The 19,649-nt window shown below is 40.2% G+C and carries 19 protein-coding genes; 5 read left to right on the top strand and 14 right to left on the bottom strand.

What is annotated here, in order from left to right; genetic code table 11:
* Positions 1 to 140 precede the first annotated feature (140 nt).
* Genes E5N72_RS17795 through E5N72_RS17770 form a run of 6 tightly spaced genes read right to left on the bottom strand, consistent with a single transcriptional unit; the run spans position 141 to position 5,204 of the window.
* Positions 141 to 1,448: a hypothetical protein gene (locus E5N72_RS17795; protein WP_135926457.1), complete on the bottom strand. Its 1,308-nt coding sequence runs from the start codon at positions 1,446 to 1,448 to the stop codon at positions 141 to 143.
* Between the two features lie 17 nt (positions 1,449 to 1,465).
* Positions 1,466 to 2,071 carry an energy transducer TonB gene (locus E5N72_RS17790; protein WP_065979085.1) on the bottom strand — a complete coding sequence of 202 codons (606 nt, stop codon included), beginning with the start codon at positions 2,069 to 2,071 and terminating at the stop codon, positions 1,466 to 1,468.
* A gap of 12 nt (positions 2,072 to 2,083) precedes the next feature.
* Positions 2,084 to 2,497: a biopolymer transporter ExbD gene (locus tag E5N72_RS17785; protein WP_036971869.1), complete on the bottom strand. Its 414-nt coding sequence runs from the start codon at positions 2,495 to 2,497 to the stop codon at positions 2,084 to 2,086.
* A 45-nt stretch (positions 2,498 to 2,542) separates the two neighbouring features.
* The gene (locus E5N72_RS17780; protein WP_054552070.1) at positions 2,543 to 3,070 is read right to left on the bottom strand and encodes a MotA/TolQ/ExbB proton channel family protein; all 528 of its coding nucleotides are present in this window, start codon (positions 3,068 to 3,070) and stop codon (positions 2,543 to 2,545) included.
* 3 nt (positions 3,071 to 3,073) lie between these two features.
* Complete coding sequence (locus E5N72_RS17775; RefSeq protein WP_135926456.1) at positions 3,074 to 4,441, bottom strand: MotA/TolQ/ExbB proton channel family protein; 1,368 nt, start codon at positions 4,439 to 4,441, stop codon at positions 3,074 to 3,076.
* A 10-nt stretch (positions 4,442 to 4,451) separates the two neighbouring features.
* Positions 4,452 to 5,204 (bottom strand): DUF3450 domain-containing protein, encoded by a 753-nt coding sequence (locus tag E5N72_RS17770; protein WP_054552068.1) that lies wholly within the window; start codon positions 5,202 to 5,204, stop codon positions 4,452 to 4,454.
* A 304-nt stretch (positions 5,205 to 5,508) separates the two neighbouring features.
* Here E5N72_RS17770 and E5N72_RS17765 point away from each other — a divergent pair, with 304 nt between their 5' ends.
* Positions 5,509 to 5,994 carry a GNAT family N-acetyltransferase gene (locus E5N72_RS17765; protein WP_062565606.1) on the top strand — a complete coding sequence of 162 codons (486 nt, stop codon included), beginning with the start codon at positions 5,509 to 5,511 and terminating at the stop codon, positions 5,992 to 5,994.
* 125 nt (positions 5,995 to 6,119) lie between these two features.
* On the opposite strand, the gene E5N72_RS17760 is transcribed toward E5N72_RS17765, so the two are convergent.
* Positions 6,120 to 6,323: a hypothetical protein gene (locus E5N72_RS17760; protein WP_135926455.1), complete on the bottom strand. Its 204-nt coding sequence runs from the start codon at positions 6,321 to 6,323 to the stop codon at positions 6,120 to 6,122.
* A gap of 105 nt (positions 6,324 to 6,428) precedes the next feature.
* Between E5N72_RS17760 and E5N72_RS17755 the strand changes: the two genes are divergently transcribed.
* Complete coding sequence (locus E5N72_RS17755) at positions 6,429 to 7,238, top strand: hypothetical protein (RefSeq protein ID WP_135926454.1); 810 nt, start codon at positions 6,429 to 6,431, stop codon at positions 7,236 to 7,238.
* 98 nt (positions 7,239 to 7,336) lie between these two features.
* Here the strand turns inward: E5N72_RS17755 and E5N72_RS17750 are convergent, their stop codons facing one another.
* From E5N72_RS17750 to E5N72_RS17725, 6 genes are all read right to left on the bottom strand, one after another.
* Entirely contained in the window at positions 7,337 to 7,807 is a 471-nt protein-coding gene (locus E5N72_RS17750) for an RES family NAD+ phosphorylase (protein ID WP_135926453.1), read from the bottom strand.
* Complete coding sequence (locus tag E5N72_RS17745; RefSeq protein ID WP_135926452.1) at positions 7,807 to 8,259, bottom strand: antitoxin Xre/MbcA/ParS toxin-binding domain-containing protein; 453 nt, start codon at positions 8,257 to 8,259, stop codon at positions 7,807 to 7,809. The genes E5N72_RS17750 and E5N72_RS17745 overlap by 1 nt, the downstream gene beginning before the upstream one ends.
* Positions 8,260 to 8,444: 185 nt before the next feature.
* Positions 8,445 to 9,050, bottom strand: a complete 606-nt coding sequence (locus tag E5N72_RS17740; RefSeq protein ID WP_135926451.1) for a DsbA family protein — start codon at positions 9,048 to 9,050, stop codon at positions 8,445 to 8,447.
* Positions 9,051 to 10,130 carry a GGDEF domain-containing protein gene (locus tag E5N72_RS17735; RefSeq protein ID WP_235404231.1) on the bottom strand — a complete coding sequence of 360 codons (1,080 nt, stop codon included), beginning with the start codon at positions 10,128 to 10,130 and terminating at the stop codon, positions 9,051 to 9,053.
* Positions 10,131 to 10,151: 21 nt separating this feature from the next.
* On the bottom strand, positions 10,152 to 12,041 hold the full coding sequence (locus E5N72_RS17730; RefSeq protein WP_135926450.1) for a methyl-accepting chemotaxis protein: 1,890 nt from the start codon (positions 12,039 to 12,041) through the stop codon (positions 10,152 to 10,154).
* A gap of 349 nt (positions 12,042 to 12,390) precedes the next feature.
* The gene (locus E5N72_RS17725; protein ID WP_135926449.1) at positions 12,391 to 13,662 is read right to left on the bottom strand and encodes a sugar MFS transporter; all 1,272 of its coding nucleotides are present in this window, start codon (positions 13,660 to 13,662) and stop codon (positions 12,391 to 12,393) included.
* A 137-nt stretch (positions 13,663 to 13,799) separates the two neighbouring features.
* Here E5N72_RS17725 and E5N72_RS17720 point away from each other — a divergent pair, with 137 nt between their 5' ends.
* Both E5N72_RS17720 and E5N72_RS17715 read left to right on the top strand, forming a co-directional pair.
* Positions 13,800 to 15,017 carry an AGE family epimerase/isomerase gene (locus E5N72_RS17720; protein WP_135926448.1) on the top strand — a complete coding sequence of 406 codons (1,218 nt, stop codon included), beginning with the start codon at positions 13,800 to 13,802 and terminating at the stop codon, positions 15,015 to 15,017.
* Positions 15,017 to 15,970 (top strand): carbohydrate kinase, encoded by a 954-nt coding sequence (locus E5N72_RS17715; RefSeq protein WP_135926447.1) that lies wholly within the window; start codon positions 15,017 to 15,019, stop codon positions 15,968 to 15,970. The genes E5N72_RS17720 and E5N72_RS17715 overlap by 1 nt, the downstream gene beginning before the upstream one ends.
* Before the next feature lie 51 nt (positions 15,971 to 16,021).
* Here the strand turns inward: E5N72_RS17715 and E5N72_RS17710 are convergent, their stop codons facing one another.
* A complete protein-coding gene (locus tag E5N72_RS17710) occupies positions 16,022 to 17,707 on the bottom strand; it encodes a M1 family metallopeptidase (protein ID WP_135926446.1) in 1,686 nt (561 codons plus the stop codon).
* 199 nt (positions 17,708 to 17,906) lie between these two features.
* Here E5N72_RS17710 and E5N72_RS17705 point away from each other — a divergent pair, with 199 nt between their 5' ends.
* Positions 17,907 to 19,643, top strand: a complete 1,737-nt coding sequence (locus E5N72_RS17705; protein ID WP_135926445.1) for a hypothetical protein — start codon at positions 17,907 to 17,909, stop codon at positions 19,641 to 19,643.
* Positions 19,644 to 19,649 lie beyond the last annotated feature (6 nt).

The following is a 19,649-nucleotide window of genomic DNA, read 5'->3' as shown; positions in this document are numbered from 1 at the left end:
ATAAACATAAAATGACAATATTAATTATTTAAAAAAGAGGAAGTTAGTTAATTTTAGAAACGGAAAAAAGCCGCCCGAAGGCAGCTTTGGTGTTGCGATTATAAATTAGTTCTTTTGTACGCTTACCTGTTGAATACGATTTAGAGTAAAGCGGTACGTAATGTTTCGGCGTGCACTTTTTCACGCTTCACATACTTGATCCATTGCTCAGCTAAACGCTGTGACTTTTTGTGCTTTTCCGCTTGCTCAAACGCTAAAATCGAGGCATCAAAGTTTTGTAAATTGTACTGCGCCATACCTAAGGCAACATACACATTTGATTCAAACTCTAATCCGCCTTTATCGAGCGCTTTACGCGCTGCATCCGCTGCTTCTTCGTATTTTTCAAGGTTGATACTCACCTCGGCAATACGCTGATCGTACTGGCCATGAGTTACTAAATCAGCTGCTTTTGCAAAGTATTGCAGCGACTTTTCGTCTTCTTTAGCTTGCACCATTGCTTCTGCAACAAAGGCGTAGTTTTTTGCTGATTTTTCAGCCACACCATCTTGCATTGCTTTACTCATCACGTTCGCAGCTTTAAAAGCCAGGCCGTTGTATAAATACACTTGTGATAATTGACGTAAATCTGATTTAGATTTCATGAAACCTTGTTGATAGGCCGCTTCTAAAATCGCTAATTGCTTTTTCTCTGCGCCCGTTTCACCGTACATGCCACCTAACTGAACCCAGTACTCTGGCTTGTTATAAAGCTTCACTAAGCGTTCAAGTACCTCGACCACTTTGTCAGACTGATTAAGTGAGTAGTACATAGCACGCTGTAAGATTAACCAGTTTTCTTTTGGCATTTCGCCTTTACTGTCGGCTTCTGCGATAGCAAGGTTAATGTTTTCAATGCCTTTTTGGTAATCTTTAAGCTGATAATAAGCTTGTGATTTCAATACGTAATAAGCATCTGTTTTAGGCTTGTCGTTAATCGCATCCCACTGTGCTAAATATTTGATTACCTTTTCGTAATCACTATTAGCCATGGCAAGTTGCGCTAGGCTAAACGTAGTACTTACACGTAATGTTTCTGGGATCGCGTCTTCGTTTACTACTTTTTCAAACGATGCAATTGCTTTATCTAAGTCGTTCTCGTTGTAATAAATAAAACCGTAGAAATTATGCATCATGGCAATTTCATACGAGTTCATGCTTGAAGAGCGCTCTTGAATACTATCAAGTGCTTCTAGCCCTGCTTTTGCATCTCCATCATCAGCCAGCTTTTGTGCTCGCGCTAATTGGCTATACACTTTTTCACGCAGTGCAGGCACTCGTTTAGTTTTTTGTTCCTCAGCGTAAGCTGTTGCCAGTGTGACACCTGGTAACATGCTAACAACGCTTGGGATTACCAGGCTGCTTGTGAAAGCAGCCGCGCAAACCACGGCAACTTTTAAAGGTTTCATAATCGCATTCCTCTTTTCTAACCGTTAATCTGGAAAGAAATTTTGTTCTGTACGCCCGCTACTTCAACGGCTTCACCGTTAACAACGCGCGGTTTATATTTAAATTTAAGTGCTGCATCCATCGCAGCGCGGTCAAACAGTGACTCAGGTTCAGCTTTAATCACTTTTGGGTCACGTACTGTGCCTTGCTTCGTTACTGTAAACTCAACAATCACATAGCCTTCGATTCCACGTGATAAAGCTCGGCGCGGATAAACAGGCGCTACTTTTACAATCGGTAGGTATTCACCGTCGCTTGATTCAAGCGCTAAACCACCGGATAAGTTAACGTCGGCTTCAACACTGGCACCAAAGTCAAAATTGGCATTGCTCGCGTTAGGATCACTGTTTTGCATTTGCGGTGATTCCATTGGCGGAGGTGGCTCTTTTGGCGTTGGTGGCTTTTGCGGTTTACGTTCTTTCTTTTGCACTGTCTCTTCTTTTTTCAGACGAACAAAATCAAGTACGTTTCCTTTTACGGGCTCAGACATGGCCCCTTCACCACCGGTGATCAGTGCCTGCATGCCTAAAAACAGCATGACAGTCACGATACCCGCGATGATTAATGCAACTATATAACGCATTGCTCACATTCCTTATGATGCTTCTTGCGCAGCAATCGACACATCAAATGCGCCTGCAGCTCGCGATGCATCCATTACTTTGATAAGTACATCGGTTGTGGCTTTTTTATCAGCTTGAATAACCACGCTACCTTGTGGGTTTTCTGCTTTTAAGCGCTCGATATTTGCTTGGACTGCACGAACATCTACTTGGCGTTTGTTGATCCAAATTTCACCTTTGTCAGAAATAGCAACTAAGATATTGGCACGCTCTTTTTTCACTGCCGTTGCCGCTTCAGGGCGGTTTACATCAATACCGGCTTCTTTTACGAATGATGCTGTTACGATAAAGAAGATAAGCATGATGAAAACAACGTCTAGCATTGGCGTCATGTTGATTTCTTCAGCGTCGTCTTCTTGAAATAAATTACCTAGTGGCGCTCTCATTGTTAGTCTCCTAGTGGGTGATGCTTACATCACCCTAAAATTCGTTTAGTGGTCTAAGACCATGTTGTCTTCAAGTAATTGCACTTCGCGTTTTGCACGACGTTGTAAGAACGTTGATGCGAAAACCCCTGAAAGTGCACCCACCATACCGGCCATTGTTGGGATAGTGGCTTTAGACACCCCTGATGCCATCGAACGTGCACTGCCTGTGCCTGTGATTGCCATTACATCAAATACTTCGATCATGCCGGTTACGGTACCTAACAGACCTAAAAGTGGACATAACGCAACCATTACGTTAATTAGCGCAAGGTTATTATTTAGTTGCATGCCAGCGCGTGAAATCATCGCTTGGCGAATTTGCTCTGCGTTCCAGCTGTTACGCTCTGCTCTATTGCTCCAAGTGCTTTTTACGTCTTTCTTGTAGCGTTTAAAGCCACCAAAGAAGTACATAAAACGCTCAAGTATCAATAACCACATCGCGAAGATGAGGACCCCGATGACCAAGAGAACTTGGCCACCTGTGTCGAGGAAATCACGTAGAGCATTGATTGCATCAATCAATAGCACCATGATTTATGCTCCTTTCTCGCTTCGCTCTGCGATGATACCTGCGCTTTGCTCTTGTAAAATCAACAGCATGTTTTTAGAACGCGTGTTAAGAAGTGTGTATAAGAATACTGTTGGGATAGCCACAACCAGACCAAGTACCGTTGTTACAAGTGCCTGAGAAATACCACCCGCCATTAGTTTAGGGTCACCTGTACCGAACAATGTAATTGCTTGGAAGGTGTTAATCATACCGGTTACCGTACCTAGTAGACCAAGTAATGGTGCTACTACAGAGATAATCTTAATTAGCGTCAGGTTACGGGTAATTTTTGGCATTTCACGAATGATTGCTTCGCTTAATTTAAGCTCAAGTGTGTCGTACGCAACATCTGGGTACTGATCTTTCACTTTCATTACACGACCAAGTGGGTTGTCATCACGTGCCACTGTGTCTTTAAGCTGACGACGGATTTTGCTACCCATAATCATCAGAGATACAAAACGCTCAAGTGCAATTAGTAAAGCGATTAAGCCAACACCTAAAATGATGTAACCAACTGTACCACCTTGGTGAACTTGCTCTTCAGTATCTGGTGCTTGTACTAAAAGACCTAAAATTGAACCACCTGTTGGGTCAAGTGCGAACGGTACAACGCCTGATTTTGCTTGTTGTAAGTCAGCTGCAGTTGCGGTGTAACGGCTGCTTGGCTGACGCGTAAGCTGGCTGATTGTATTTGTAGCCGGTGTGTACTCTAGGTATTTACCATCTGCGATTAAGTTAAATGCACCAACACGCACCACTTCTTTTTGTGCTTTGCTGCCACCTTCAACGATAACATCTGTTGTAAAGCGAGATACTTTACCTTGTTCAGTCATTTCGCGTTGTAATTCAAACCATACTTTTTCGATATCATCGATAGAAGCAAGCTTTGACGTTGAACCCATTTTTTGTGCCAGCTCATCCATAAAGTTACTACGACCTGGAAGCTCAGCAGAAACAACTGACGTCATGAATTTGTTGCTTGAATCGCCTGCTACTTGTTGTAACACACCGAATAGCTCTTTAAGTGAACCCATACGGTTTGAAAGTGTGTCTGTTAAGTTAGCTAGCTTTACTTCGTTTTCTTCAAACTGAGTTTCTAAACGCTCAGACTCGTTAAGCATTGCAGTACGTTTTGCTTGTGTATCTTTAAGCATTTGTACTTGTTCGTTTTGACGCGCCATGAACTCTTGTTCACGTTGCTTATTCTCAGCGCTTTGTTGTGCTTTACCTTGCTCTAATGTTTTTAGTAATGAGTCTAAATCCATTGGCTCAGCCGCTAGGCTGCTACCAGCAAAACCAAGGCCAGCTGCAAACACGGCCATTTTTGTCATTTTCGTTAATAATTTCATCTCAAACCTCTTATTCAGCAGCGTGGACTGGCAGTGTTAACATATCTGGGGCAAGTTGCTTACGTGCAATGCGTAAACCTTTGTTGATTTGGCTGATTGCAGAATCTGGTAATTCAACAAACGATTTTGTTTCTTTATCCCAGCTACCTGCTTTTTTGCCGTCGCGTGTTAAATAAATAAGTTCTAAACGACCGATGCGTAAGAAATCCACTTCGCGCTCTTGGCCATCTACATTCAGTAATGATGTGTACGCTTCGATAGTGCGACCGTAATCAACTTCTACTTGGTAAGCTTCAAGTAAGCGGCGGAATTTTTCACTTGAAGTGATGTCTGCGCGGTCCATCATTTCTTTTAATGATGCAATACGCTTGCTACGCTCTTCAGTTAAGAAAGGTACGTCTAGTGCAACAAATTGCTCAAGACCTGTGATCATACGCATCATTAACGGCGTGATTTGACGCTCGATAACCGATACCTGATCCATTGACTCGTTTAACGCGTCCATTTCAGCAATTTGGTTGTTTAATTGCTTAGTAAGTTGCGCGTTATAAACAGTTAAGCCGTCAATTTCTTTATTAAGGGCTTTGAATTGTTGTAAACGACCTTGCATTGAATCTGCAATCTTGTCGATTTTAGTTTGTGATTGCGCAGCAGATTTGTTTATCTCGCTGCTTTTATCAATTACTTTATCTAGATCGTTTGCATGTACTGCTGCAGATGCCGCTACAATACCTGCTAAAATCAGTGGTTTAACGCCTTTCATCGCATACACCTTTACTCGTTAAGTTAGCTTAATTTGCTAGTTGGGTTGTTTTACTGTGCGAAAGGATAACGATGAAAAATGACAAGCATGTTGCGCAAAAAATACAAAAATATGACAGCTGTAACAATTAGTTTATATTGGGCAAGAATAAGGCAAAAGTTGCAGAATTGTGTCCTTATTAATTTTCAATTTTTAGCTTTGGGTTCGGTTTGTTACCCTAAAGAAAGGTAAAATACTAACAAAGTAGAATACTAAAAAGTTTCTTTGATATATTACAACTCAAAATATATCTGAGATAAACAGTATGGGTAAAGTCAGCTTCTTAAAATTAAACGGTAATATTGCAGATCAAGTTATCAACCTCAAAGTTAAAGAATCTCAAAAGCATCTTATCGACAACAATGCCGAGTGGATTATTCAGGCTATTTTCAACGAAGATAGTATCAGTTATGGCATTTATGTAGATAATAAACCTGCTGGATTAATATCTTTAATCGATCCAAGAATACTCGAAGATTTCGATGAACATTTTCAAAAAGATTATCTCTACTTGTGGCGCGTTATGGTTGACTATAATTTTCAAGGTCTTGGGCTGGGAAAACAAGCAATTAATTTTAGTAAGCAATACGCCTCACTCGTAGGTTTGCAAGGTGTGTCACTAACCACAATGGATAAAGAAGATGGTAATGCACTTTCAATTTATCAAAAGCTTGGATTTGCTCCAACAGGAAGAAGACTAGATGATGAGATTGAATTGATTTTTAATTTTGAGCATATACATTTGGCCTAACTCCCTGATATATGATCTTTATTTGAGCTATTTTCATCTTCGGGCTCGTTACAAAGCCAAAACGAGGTTAATTATCACGTTTGGCTTAAAACTTTTTAATTCAATAGGCTTAACCAGCAACCAAATTAAATAACGTCTATAATTTGCTGATAATTGTTTTGCCAGTCTTGGTAATTAACAGGAATAGCAATGTAGAGTCCTTTATTTTCAAGGACTAAAGATGGAAAACCTTGAATAGGAAAGCTTCTGGCTTGGTTTATTTCGGCCATAAGTAACGAATTTATTTTTTCACTTTCTATTTCGTTAATGAATACGTTTTTTTCTAGCAATTAGTTAATGACTCTGATACTAACTTAGCAGCACTTGGAGCCCGAAAAATATTTAGATGCACATATTTTTCTCATGGTAAATAAGTCAGTTTTATGGATGAGCATATGAAAGTCACCATTTTTTTAATTTCAGCCTATTTTGCAATTGGGGCGGCTTTATTACGCTTCGCGATTCCATTTTTTCTTTTCCCAACCATAGAGCTTGAGCAACCCACATTCGAAGTCGAAAAATATACAATTCAAGAAAATGGTTTAGAAATCATTGCACGATCATACGGTATGAAAGGAACTCCTTGCCTTTTTTTCTTTCCTGGCCAACATGGTGGCATAACTAGATATGAGAGAGAAATAGCAAATAACACCAAATTTAAAACTTTTAATACAATTATCCTTTCTTATCCATCTCAAGATGGTGCTTCAGGTAAAGTTACAAACTTGGAAGCTTTTAATGACTTAGTCGTTCAGCTTATAAATAAAACTAAAAAAGATAGTGACTGTTCAAAAACCTTTTTTTATGGCCGCTCTTTAGGTGCGATGTTAGCTGCAAATGTTTCGGTGAATGTAAATTCTCAAGGAATAATTCTTGAAAGCGTAGCTCTCTCCCTTGATAGAGCAATAGAAACTAAACTTCAGAATAAATGGTATTTATACCCCTATCAGATTTTACCGATTAAGCTGTTATTACCACATAACTACATTATTGAAGACTTACTACAGAAACAAAAAACGGCAAATATATTAATAGTTCAAGGGAGTCAAGATAGCATCACGCCATTAAATCAAATTGAAGATGTTGTTACGCGTAATAGGATAAGTTTATTAAAAATTGAAAATGGCAATCATTCTTCAACGTTTTCTTTAGCGCAAAATCAGATCAGCTCAATCATTAGCCATTGGTCTCAACAGTCTGAATGAAATTCAAAGCTTAAATCAAATTGATACAGTGAAGTTATAAAGCGTTAGCCAGGCGCAGATATAAACTTGCTCAATAAAATTTTCGTTAATAATAAAGGCTATTTAAAAATTCGTGGATCGAACTCAAACTCAAGCTTTTCAAAATTTTTAAAACTTTCTTTCATTGCGGGATGGTTTGGATTTACAACATAGTTGTTATCTCTAGGAGAGATTATAGATGGCACCTGGAGTGCCGCAAATTGGGGCTGTGACACATTCAGAAATTCATCTCCAATTTCCTGTGTCTCCTCACTAACTGGTATATTTCTCCACGTGTTAGGTAAGTCTTCTTTATCAAGTTTTGCTATAAATTCGTCTGGAATTTCAATTCGGTAAAGATCATATTTATCGACAATATTTGGATCATTGTTTACATGAACAAAGACTTCTAATGAACAAAGGGATTCTGATTCAGCGAAATACAATGCTTCAGTTCCTTTTGAGTTCCATCTACCACCAAATAACTTTGCTCCAGCAGGACTAAAAGGTGTATCTGCAAATTTTTTTTGTATTAAACGGTACATTTTCATTATGAAAATACACCGTGCTCAACTCTACCGATAAGATCTTTTACAATTTCAAAGTCTACAGTTGTAGACACCATATCTAACGGCCTTTTGCCTCCTAACCCATAGACACTTTCACGCATCCATTCTAATGCACGTTTCTCATCATTAAATAATTCAGTAGCTAACTTAATAAGCATTGCTAGCCTATAAATCGCGTCACTTTCCTGGGTGTTAAAGCGTTCTCCGTTTTTGAGTCGGCGCTTAATAGTGCTCACTGGTATATGAGTAACACTATGAAACTCGTTCTGAGACAACTTTGTTTTTTCGATAATATTGCGATATACCTTAGGTTTAAATCCTTGGTGTACCGCATCCATACGAGCTGTTTTGGCGTCTTCAATGCCTAGAGCAATCCAAAAACTAGATTTGTTATCGCGACTCGGTTTAAAACTTTTTAATTCAGCATTTGCCATAACAGCTCCCAAAAAAAATAGACCATATGAGCTTACAATATTGGCTCAAATGAGCCCGACTTGCAATAGCTGATCAAAAATAAGCCAAATGCAAAAAATATAAAACAATAATTATATTTGAGATAATCAATTTTTAAGAGATAAAAACTTTCGCTCTCAGAAGAACATCAATGCAAAAAACGAGATTAAATAGTATCAATTAATTGCTGGTAAGTGCTTTGCCAGTCTTGATAATTAACAGGTATAGCAGCGTATAGGCCTTTATTTTCAAGGACTAAAGACGGAAAGCCTTGAATGGGTAAGCTTCTGGCTTGGTTTATTTCGGCCATAAGCAATGAATTTATTTTTTCACTTTCAATTTCTTTAATGAATGCATTTTTTTCTAACCCAATTTGCTCTGCAAGGCTTGCAAGGGTGCTGATGTCCGATGGATTTTGTGCATTTAAGTAGTAGGCTTTTTGAATGGCATAGAGCATCTCGTGCTCTTTATTGTGCTGCCTTGCAACAAGTACTGCGCGGCATGCTGGGTAAGTAGAGCGACGTGGTTGCGCGGTACGCCAAAACTCATGATTAAACGGTGTGCCAAGTTGCTGCTCTATACGCTTCCATGTTTGCTGTAAAAACTGCTGCATATCTTTTGGCATTGGCTCATCTGAATCGGGAGCAAGGCCACCCACTTTATATTCAATAGCAAGTTTACCACCAAGGGCTGCTTGGAGTTTTAACCAAGTTTCTCTATAGCCCCAACACCAACTACACATGGGGTCGTAAACATAAATTAGCTTTGCCATTTAGCTTATCTCACTCAATTCCGACACTACTAAGTTACGCCCTTTTGCTTTCGCTTTATAGAGGTTGTCATCAGCTTGCTTAATTGTTTTACTAAACTGGCTACCCCGTTCTAGGCTAGCAATACCAATGCTGCAAGTAATGGTAACAGACTGCCCAACATCATAAGGGATTTGCTTTTGCGCAACATAAGCACGTAACTTTTCGGCTACCGCATGGGCAATCTGAATCCCAGCCTTAGGCAATAAAATGATGAACTCTTCGCCGCCATAGCGTGCTTTTATATCTGTGCCACGCAATTTATCGTGCAACATAGCAGTAAACGCTATCAAAACCTGATCACCAAAGTCATGGCCATAACTATCGTTGAGAGATTTAAAGTTATCCAAATCAATCAATAATACCGACATGGGTAAGTAGTTTGCCGCTTCAGCTTCAAGGCGAGGCTGAATATGTTCATAAATATAACGACGATTCGCAAGGCCTGTAAGGGGATCGGTCAAGGCATCGCGCTTTTCAATTAAAGTGATATCAGCAATCTTTTGATGGCTTTTTTGTCTGAAGTATTCACTAATTGCAGAAAACAAAATCACCATGGTAAAAGAAGCTAAAAAACGCGACATTTCGACTGGCCCGTATTTAGCTTGACCAATATCTGGCCCGAGTAATAAAACCAATGCACTTAAGTACATGCTACCGACAAGAATACTGCCCGTTCTTAAGCCTAATGTGACATAGCTGACAATAGGGTAAAACATCAACCAATACAGTGCCGTATTTTCTTTGCCACCGGTATAAACCAAAGACATGCATAACAACAAAATAATTGACAAAATGATACTGGTTACTAAAACCAGCGCACCAGTACGGAAGTAATACAACATACACAAAACAATGGTTATATCACTTACCAATAACATCACTGTCAATTGCACTGCGTAAATATGGTAGTTAGACAACACTAACGAAGTGATCAATACGATGGCAAAAAATGCCATAGTAAATAACGTGAAAGCACGGCGTTGTTTATCCGCCGTGTCGACACTGTTTATGGTGATGGCACTAAGCCAGTTTTGTTCCAATTGTAAATGCTCGGTATAAAATTAAACTTTAAATTTCAAAACAAGTTTTTCTAATTCATAAAACTGTGCTTTTAACTTAGTGCATTCATTAAGTGTATTATTAAGGTTACTTTGACCTTGATTAGATAGTTCGCTAATCGAATGAATGTCACTGTCTAAGCTCTGGATCACGTGGTTTTGCTCAGTCGTAGCATTGGCAACACTGTGATTTACGTCGTCAATTGATTCAATAGCTCGTGTGACTTCAGCCATTTTATCGCCGGCAATACGTGCCTGCTCGACACTCTTTTCGCTATCGCGAATACTGGCAGTCATTACCTCTACCGCCGAGGCTGAGCCTTGTTGTAACTGAGAAATAGTGTCTTCGATTTCTTGAGTTGATTGTTGTGTACGATGGGCTAGTTGACGCACTTCGTCAGCAACAACCGCAAAACCACGACCCGCTTCACCTGCACGGGCCGCCTCAATTGCAGCATTAAGCGCTAGTAAGTTAGTTTGTTCACTAACACCTTTTATCACTTCGAGAACTTGGCCGATGCTTACTGTGTGTGCATCTAAACTATTAATTGTTTTTTGTGCCTGCTCCATATTACGAGACAAAGCATTAATAGCCTCTAAGTTATCAGCCAAGGCAGATTGGCTTTGTAAAGATTGGCTATTAGCACTGGTTGCTAACGTTGATGCATTACTAGCACTATTTGAGATTTCTACCGCACTCGATGTTAGCTCATTGATTGCGGTGGCAACGTTATCAGTGCGTTTTGTTTGGTCTGCATACATATCGAGGGTGCCTTGAGTTTGATTAACTAAACTCTCAACTAGGCGTTCAAGTTCAACGGTGGTATTTTTAACTTGCTCAATTGATGTATGAATTTTTTCGATAAACGCATTAAAGTAATGGCTTAGCTCGCCAAACTCATCATTGTTTTCAACCTCAAGGCGGCGGGTTAAATCGCCCTCACCCTCTGCAATATCTTTAATTGCATCGTTTAAGCGCTGCATTGGACGCATTAAATAGCGAAGTAAAAACTGCATCATTAATACAATCGCAACTATACCCATCAGCATGTAGATAGCCGCCATATTTCTAAATGAAGCAACTGATGAATAAGCAATTTCTTCGTTGATCACCACTCCTAAATACCAATCAACGTTTTGAATCCCTTTAATTTTAGTGAACGAAACAAGTTTATCTAAACCACCTACCTGTACTTCTACAAATTCAGATTTTAACGACAAACTTTTGCCAAATAAGTCGCGCATGTTTTTATCGTTAAATTTAGTTTCTGGGTGGCTTAAAATTCGCCCTTCACTATCAAGTAAAAAACCATAACCGAAACCTAAAAAGTCAATTTCGTTGACGATTTTAGTTATGGTTTTCATATCGATATCGGCACCTGCAACACCACTAAATACGCCGTTTGCTTGCATTGGTGCTACAGCCGAAATTGTTAGTTCATTGGTTGTTACATCAATATAAGGGGCTGTAAATGCAGTATTGGTTTTGTTCTCAACCAGTTTGTACCATGGACGTGTTGTAGCGTCGTAATCGGGTGGCAACACAACAGATTGGTCGTTCAACACAAAGGTGCCGTCAGTGATACCAATATAAGTATTTTTGAAGTTACCGGCTTTGTCAGCTGTGTTGAGTTGTGTGAGTGTCAGTTCTTTACTGTCGCCAAGTTGATATGTGTCAGCAACCGACGAGACAATAGCTAACTTAGCATTCAACCAGTTGGCTATGTTTTGCGACACTGACTGAGAAATCTCTTGTAGAACCAGCGAAAGCTGCTCCTGCGTTTGGCTGCGCATAGAGATGAAGTTGTTAATCGTGAATAAACCGAGCACGATCACTAAAACCAGTGATGCAGCCACAGTTACCTTGGTGGTAAATTTAAGAGTGCTTTGCATGACAAACCTGTTTGTTATTTTTTTCGTTGTTAGCGCATTTATATTTAACAAATTTAGAGCTCTTTGTCTTATAAATTTAAGCTAAAACTAGAAAAAACGTTCATTATTGAAAATAAACGCTTTCCATAAAAATCAATTACTTTGTTAACGGCAGCAAATCCTGCATCTAAAGTAAATTATTAGATCAATTTAAAAATACAGTACTGGAACGTTCCTAACAAACAGGTGAAAAATACATTCTGAATACGTATTCATTAAATCTATTTGTCATTTAACTTTGTTTATAATACTGAATTACAAACATAAAAAACCCCGCATCTCAGTGCGGGGTTTTTTATTAAATAGCTATTTAAGCTATGCGTTTCTTCCAGCTATCAGCCAAACGTACAACGTTTAAGCCATACCAAGCGATAAATGCATAACAAATCACTGGTACAAAGAAGCTTTGCTGAATACTAACCGTATCTGCAACCACACCTTGTACTAATGGTACTAAGGCACCACCAACGATTGCTAAACATAACCAACCCGAACCTTTACTGGTTAGTGAGCCTAAGCTTTCGATTGCAACAGAGAAAATAGTTGGGAACATAATTGAATTGAATAAACCAATCGCAAGTACAGAGTAAAGCGCTACATCACCTTCAGTGAATATAGTCACTAACAGCAATACAATAACCATCATGGCATTAAAGAATAACGCTTTTGAAGGCGCAATCTTTTGCAGTGCAGCAGAGCCAATAAAACGACCCACCATAGCACCACCCCAGTAGTAAGCAATTAGGCTTGCAGCCGCATGCTCTTCAAGGCCAGCAATATGCTCTTCACCAAAGTAATTTACTAAAAAGCTACCAATTGAAACCTCAGCACCTACGTAACAGAAGATACCCACAACACCCATCATTAAATGAGGTGCTTCAGCTAGGCTGTGGCCTTTCGCTTTACAGTCTTGCTCTTCTGTATGCTCTGCAATTACAGGTAATTTAAAGAAGGCAAATACCACAGCAATAGTCAGTAATGCTGCTGCAAGCATAAGGTAAGGTACTTTAACCGACTCAGCGGTTGCTGCGTTTGCAGCTAACGTACCCGCTGTACCGAAGAATAAAATACCACCCACATATGGGCCAACTGTTGTGCCTAGTGAGTTAAGTGCTTGTGCTAAATTTAAACGTGACGATGCCGTTTTTTCAGGACCTAACGCCACAACATACGGGTTAGCTGATACCTGTAATACGGTAATACCGGCCGCAAGTACAAATAATGCACTTAAGAATAACCAGTACTCATGCACAACAACCGCTGGGTAAAATAACATACAGCCGATTGATGCCACGACTAAGCCAGTAAGTACACCGTTTTTGTAGCCCATTTTTTTAACCAACATACCCGCTGGTAGCGAAACGATAAAGTAAGCACCAAAGAAACAAAACTGAACCAGCATTGCCTCTGTGTAGGTTAGATCGAATACCCCTTTTAAACGCGGGATTAAAACGTCATTTAAAACTGTAATGAAGCCCCATAAAAAGAACAGGGTTGTCATTGCCGTCAGTGGTAGCAGGTAGTTTTTATTTTGCTGCGAACCATCGGCGACAAACGATTGGTTTGTATTTATTTCACTCACGTGGTTTTCACTCCGTTAACAAGTTATCTTTGATTCTACACATTGAAGCAAAAATAGCACAAAGATTTACTAGGAACGTTCCAATATTTTTATTTCCTGCTATAGTTGCAAAACGAACATAGATTTATTGATACACCATGGCCACAGTTGACTTTAAAAGCCCTGATTTTCTTAAGCAGCACATAAAAGACATCCTTGCTTTTTATCATCCTCATTGTGTTGATCATACAGCCCATGGCTTAGCTGGGTTTTATCAGTATTTTAAAAATGATGGCGCAATTTACGATAAACAAACCCGTCATTTAGTATCGAGTACCCGCTTTGTTTTTAACTACGCGATGGCGTATATCGAGTTCAAAGAGCCTGAATATTTAAGCCTTGCTAAACATGGTTTAGCCCACCTTGAACATGCGCATAAGCAAGCATCTGGGGGTTATGCTTGGCTTATAAAGCAAGATGAGAGCGGCGCAGTCACTGTGTTAGACGATACCAACCATTGCTACGGGCTTGCCTTTGTATTGCTTGCAAACGCAGTTGCGTTAAAAGCAGGCATTAGCGATTGTAAAAATACCATTTCGCAGGTATGGGACTTATTAGAGCAGTACTACTTTGAACCCCAGCATAATGCCTACTTAGACGAACAAAATGCCGATTTTAGCCATGCAGATGACTACCGAGGCCAAAATGCCAATATGCATTTATGCGAAGCCTTACTCATGTGTTTTGAAGCAACCAACGAGACCCGTTATTTAAAGCGTGCTAAACAGCTTGCCGAGACCTTTACAGTAAAACTAGCCGCACACAGCCAACAGTTTGTCTGGGAGCATTACAATAAAAACTGGCAAATCGATTTAGATTACAACAAAGATGACCCACAGCATTTATTTAGACCTTGGGGATTTCAGCCAGGTCATCAAACTGAGTGGGCAAAACTGTTACTTATTTTACACCGCCATATTGACGAACCTTGGTTAGTAACGCGCGCTAAAAGCCTGTTTGATGAAACCCTAAGCATTGCATGGGATCAGCAACATGGTGGCATTTTCTATGGCTTTGCACCAGATAAACAAATTTGTGATAGCGATAAATACTTTTGGGTGCAGGCCGAGTCATTAGCGGCAGCGGCCCTACTCGCTGATGCCACAAATGACGAAAGCTATTGGCAATGGTACGAAAAAATTTGGCTGTACAGTTGGCAGCATATGGTAGATCACCAATATGGTGCTTGGTATCGTATTTTATCTGCCCAAAACCAACCTTACAGTGACGAAAAATCGCCAGCAGGCAAAACTGACTACCATACTATGGGTGCCTGCTACGAAGTATTAAAAACCTTAACCTTGAGGAATGCATAATGAGTTTAGTGTGTTTTGGCGAAGCATTAATCGACTTTTTATCAGATGGTAAACAACCAGAGTCATTTACCAAATACGCAGGTGGCGCACCTGCTAATGTGGCTGTTGCAGCAGCAAAACTAGGCCTAAACACCAGCTTTTGCGGCATGTTAGGCGATGATATGTTTGGCCACTTTATTAAAGGTGAGCTAGATCAACATAGCGTTAATACATCTTATTGCCGCTTTACTGATGCAGCCAAAACAGCGCTTGCATTTGTATCACTTGATGAAAGTGGTGAACGCTCCTTTAGCTTTTATCGCCCACCAGCCGCTGATTTACTTTATAGCGTAGACGACTTCGACCATGCAATGTTTGCAAATCATGCCATTATGCATGTATGCAGCAACAGCCTGACTGAGCACAACATCTATCAAACCACAATTTATGGTTTAACTCAGGCGAAAAAAGCCGGCGCGATTTGTAGTTTTGATATGAATCTGCGCGAAAACCTCTGGCCAAGTATGCGTCATACACTCGATAGAATGTGGCATGTTATATCTTTGGCAGATATCGTAAAACTCTCATTTGAAGAACTTGAGTTTTTAAATCAAAAAAGCCATCAAGCAATGCCACTTGAACATACCATCGATGCCATTTTAAAGGCCGGTGTAACCTGCTTGCTGGTTACCAATGGCGGCGAAGCAATCAACTTTTACCACGCAGATTTTAAAGGCCAAGTTAGCCCACCAGCTACAAAAGTGGTTGATACTACAGCCGCTGGCGATGCCTTTATTGGTGGTATGCTGTCAAAGATTGGTCAGCATTGTGAAAACAAACAAAGCTTTAAAGCGTTTTGCCAAACCCCAGCAAATATTGAACAAACCATTGCTTATGCAGCTAAAGCCGGTGCTTTTGCAGTAAGCCGCTATGGTGCATTTGCTTCATTGCCGAGCGCGGCCGATTTAGCCTAAGAATGTTGAGTTTAAAGCCCAGCATTAAGTAATTAATGCCGGGCTTATTCGCTATTGCTCAGTTTTACATTTATCGATAATTGGTAAATACCTAAACACCTTCATATTTGGATCGACCACCACATGATCCCCCGCTTTTAAAGCAATGCTAATCTCGCCACTTTCAACAGAATAAGTTTGTAACGAGCCATTTATTTGCACCGGAACTGGCATAGGGAATGGCTTTCCTTGCAAAGAGTTCTTGTTCCATTTAAGTGTCAATCTGTTAGCTGATTGAACAACATCAAGTTTAGGTAATTCAGCCTGCTTAAGATACATATTAAAAAACCATTGATAGTCTTTACCCGTTAAACGATTAACAATGCTAATAAACTCGTTGGTATTTCGATAGCGCGGTGAAATTGGATAAGCCAATTGCTTAGTGTCGTTCACACCATAAAGTAGCTCACGTGTTGCTTGCCAAAATATATCTTCACCAACTAGCCAGCGAAGAGTGTGTAATGTCCAGCCACCCTTGCCATATATATCAGAGTTAAACGCTTGGTCAGATGTTACTTGTCCATCAAGCACAATGGCTTTACAGTTTTTCAGCCCTAAATACGACTTATACATGCTGTGGTTATAAGCTGCGTCACCAAACTTATATAGGCTGTAACTTGGTTGCATATAAAAACCAAACCCTTCATGAAGCCATGCATCATTGAGCTTCTCATGAGTCATTAAGTTGCCAAACCATTCATGAGCTAATTCGTGTTGCAGTAACCAATCATAACCATTTGGGTCGCGTTTGTATTTTTTACCATACGCGTTGATTGTTTGATGTTCCATGCCTAAGTGTGGCGTCTCAACAAAACCTAACTTTTCACCGCCCCATGGATATGGACCAAGCATCTTTTCAAAAAACGTAACCTGTTGGCGTAAATCATTTTCGATAAGCTCGCGTGCTTTTTGCTCGTTTTTTTTGAGTGCCCAAAATTCGATGGGCACAGTCGCGCCGTTAACACTGGTGTAATCGGTTTGAATTCGCGTATAGGGGCCAATATTAATTGCAATGTTATAGTCACTGGCTGGCACTGATAACAGCCAATCAAACTGCTGTTTATTACCATCAACTGGCTTCACTTCTTGTAAAACGCCATTAGTCACCGCACTCAGCCCTTCTGGTACTGTTAGACGAATGCGCATACTATCTGCTTTGTCTGCAAAATGATCTTTACATGGCCAAAATAAGTCGCAGCCTTCACCTTGTACAGCCGTTGCTATCCAAGGTTCACCTTCCTCTGTTTTTGAAAATACAAAACCGCCATCCCAAGGAGCATTTTTAGCTATATGAGGAAATCCTTGATAGGCTATAGCAATGCTTACCATGCTGTCTTTTGCTTGTTGTTCACCTAAGTCAACCCGAATTACACCGCCATCTCGTTCATATTTAAGGGCCTCCCCTTTTGAGCTCACTTCATTAATTGTAAAGCGGCTATCTAATTTTAATTCTACAAATTGAGTGGCTTCTAGCACTTTAAACTCTGTTGTAGCAACACCTTCAATACGTTGGTTATCTGGAAATACCTCAAGTACCAAATCGTAGTGCTTAACATCACTTTTAAGTGCAATTGCCGATAAAGCTTGCCCTGTATCACCAATAACAGGATCCAACGCAACAGGTTGTGAACTACAAGCGGCTAATACAGCCGATGCTACGAGGGTTGTTGCTACTTTAAAAAATTGATTTACTTGCAAAATCCTTTTCCTTATCGTTATTTTTATTGATTCAAAATGACATGAGCAATTATTTATTACTAAGATTTGCGATGAAATTCAGACATAATTTGAAACAAACAAAAATAATGATCTCACTCTAAGAGGTATCTAAACCTAGAACTGTTGCTGATAATCATGGTATGTTTTTTAACTAATTAAAGAAAAAGGAATTCATCCTATGAATAATAAGCTTCTTGCTGGGGGCGCGATTGCCATTGTTGCAGGTGCATTGTTGTACTCTCAAAATAAAGCCACTGTTGATGTAGATTTACATGAGCTTGCTTACGTGCCTGCCGATACGGCGGTTTTTTATGGTCAACTTAAGCCGTTTCCGTACAGCAAATACTTTGCGCTTATGCCAGATGCAATGAAAGGCTCTAGCGATTTAACGCCCATCATTGCTGAGCTTAAAACCGTTGATGATAAGAATGCCCGATTCCTTGCATCACTGATGGAAAAATACCAACAATCACTGAGCTCTTACGACGCCTTTAAATCGATTTGGGGCTTTGGTGATGACTACAAAGGCATGATGTACGCGCAAGGTTTAATGCCGATTGTGCGTTTTCAGGTCGCTGATCAAAGCAGCATTATCAATAGTATTAAGCAATCTGCTGATGAAGCCGGTATTGCTTATACAACAGAAAGCCTTGAAGGCGTAAGCTACACCCGCTTTGCCATTGAGCTTGAAGGACTAGATAACATCAACCTAATTGCATCAACTCACAACAATTGGGCTACCTTAACGCTGACCACTGCGCTTTCTAATGAGCAAGATTTACGTATTGCCCTTGGCGTAGAAAAACCGGCTCAATCACTGGCTGAGACTAAAAAACTACCTGAGCTAATTAAAACTTTCTCGCTTGATGGTAATTCGGTTGGCTTTGTTGATCATCAACGTATCGCCAATGCTGTAACAGGCAAAGAAGACTCTCGCTTACACCAGATGCTCAAAGAACTACTTGATAAAGCCCAGCAATCAAACGCATTAGCAATGATTTCAACACCTGAGTGTCAAGATGATATTGCAGCTATTGCCGCTAAATGGCCTGCGACTGTATCGGGCACAACAAAAACCCGTATTACCGCCGACTACGCCGACTTTGACGTAAAAGCAGTATTGCAAAGCACAGATCAAGACTTACTAAATACGCTTCAAGCTGTGCGTGGTTTTGTACCAAAACATACCACTGGGCTTGATGGGCAAATGATGAGTGTTGCCTATGGTATTGATGTAGCAAAAGTCCTGCCGCTAGCCAACACATTAACGGGTGCAATTAAATCAGCTGAGTTTAACTGTGGGCCAATTGTCGCACTACAGAATGAAATGCAAGAAGTGAGCACCGCTGGCCTTGCTATGATGTCGGGCTTTGCAAATGGCGTACAAGGCATGAGTGTCAGCGTTCAAGACGCTGCATTTACTATCGATGACTACAATGGCCCACAAATAGACAAGCTTGATGCCATCGTTACCCTATCTGCAACCGATGCCCATGGCTTGTATTCAATTGCGCAAGGTTTTGTACCGCCGCTTGCTAATATAAAGCTACCAGCTAATGGTGATGCGGTAGTGATCAACCAACACATTCCATCACCTGTGCCACTTAACTTTGATATTAAAATGGCGCTGAAAGGCAATCATATTGTGATTTTCACCGGTGATAAGTCAGCGCAGATTGCCGAGACTTTAGAGTCGCAAAGTGTTACTAAAAATGGCTTTGTGAACATGGCATTCGACGTACAAAAAATCTTATTACCTTTACTTGATACGATTGCATCAACGGGTCAATTAACTAATGAAGAAATGGCTGAGCTTGATTCGCTACGCGAGCAACCTGTCGGTGTTTATTTTGCCACAGACATTACCGACAACGGCATTGGCCTTGAAAGTAACGTACAAATTACTAAAAAGTAGTTTTGA

Source organism: Pseudoalteromonas sp. MEBiC 03607, from assembly GCF_004792295.1.
Lineage (GTDB): Bacteria > Pseudomonadota > Gammaproteobacteria > Enterobacterales > Alteromonadaceae > Pseudoalteromonas > Pseudoalteromonas lipolytica_C.
This window is presented reverse-complemented; position numbering and strand designations above follow the sequence as displayed.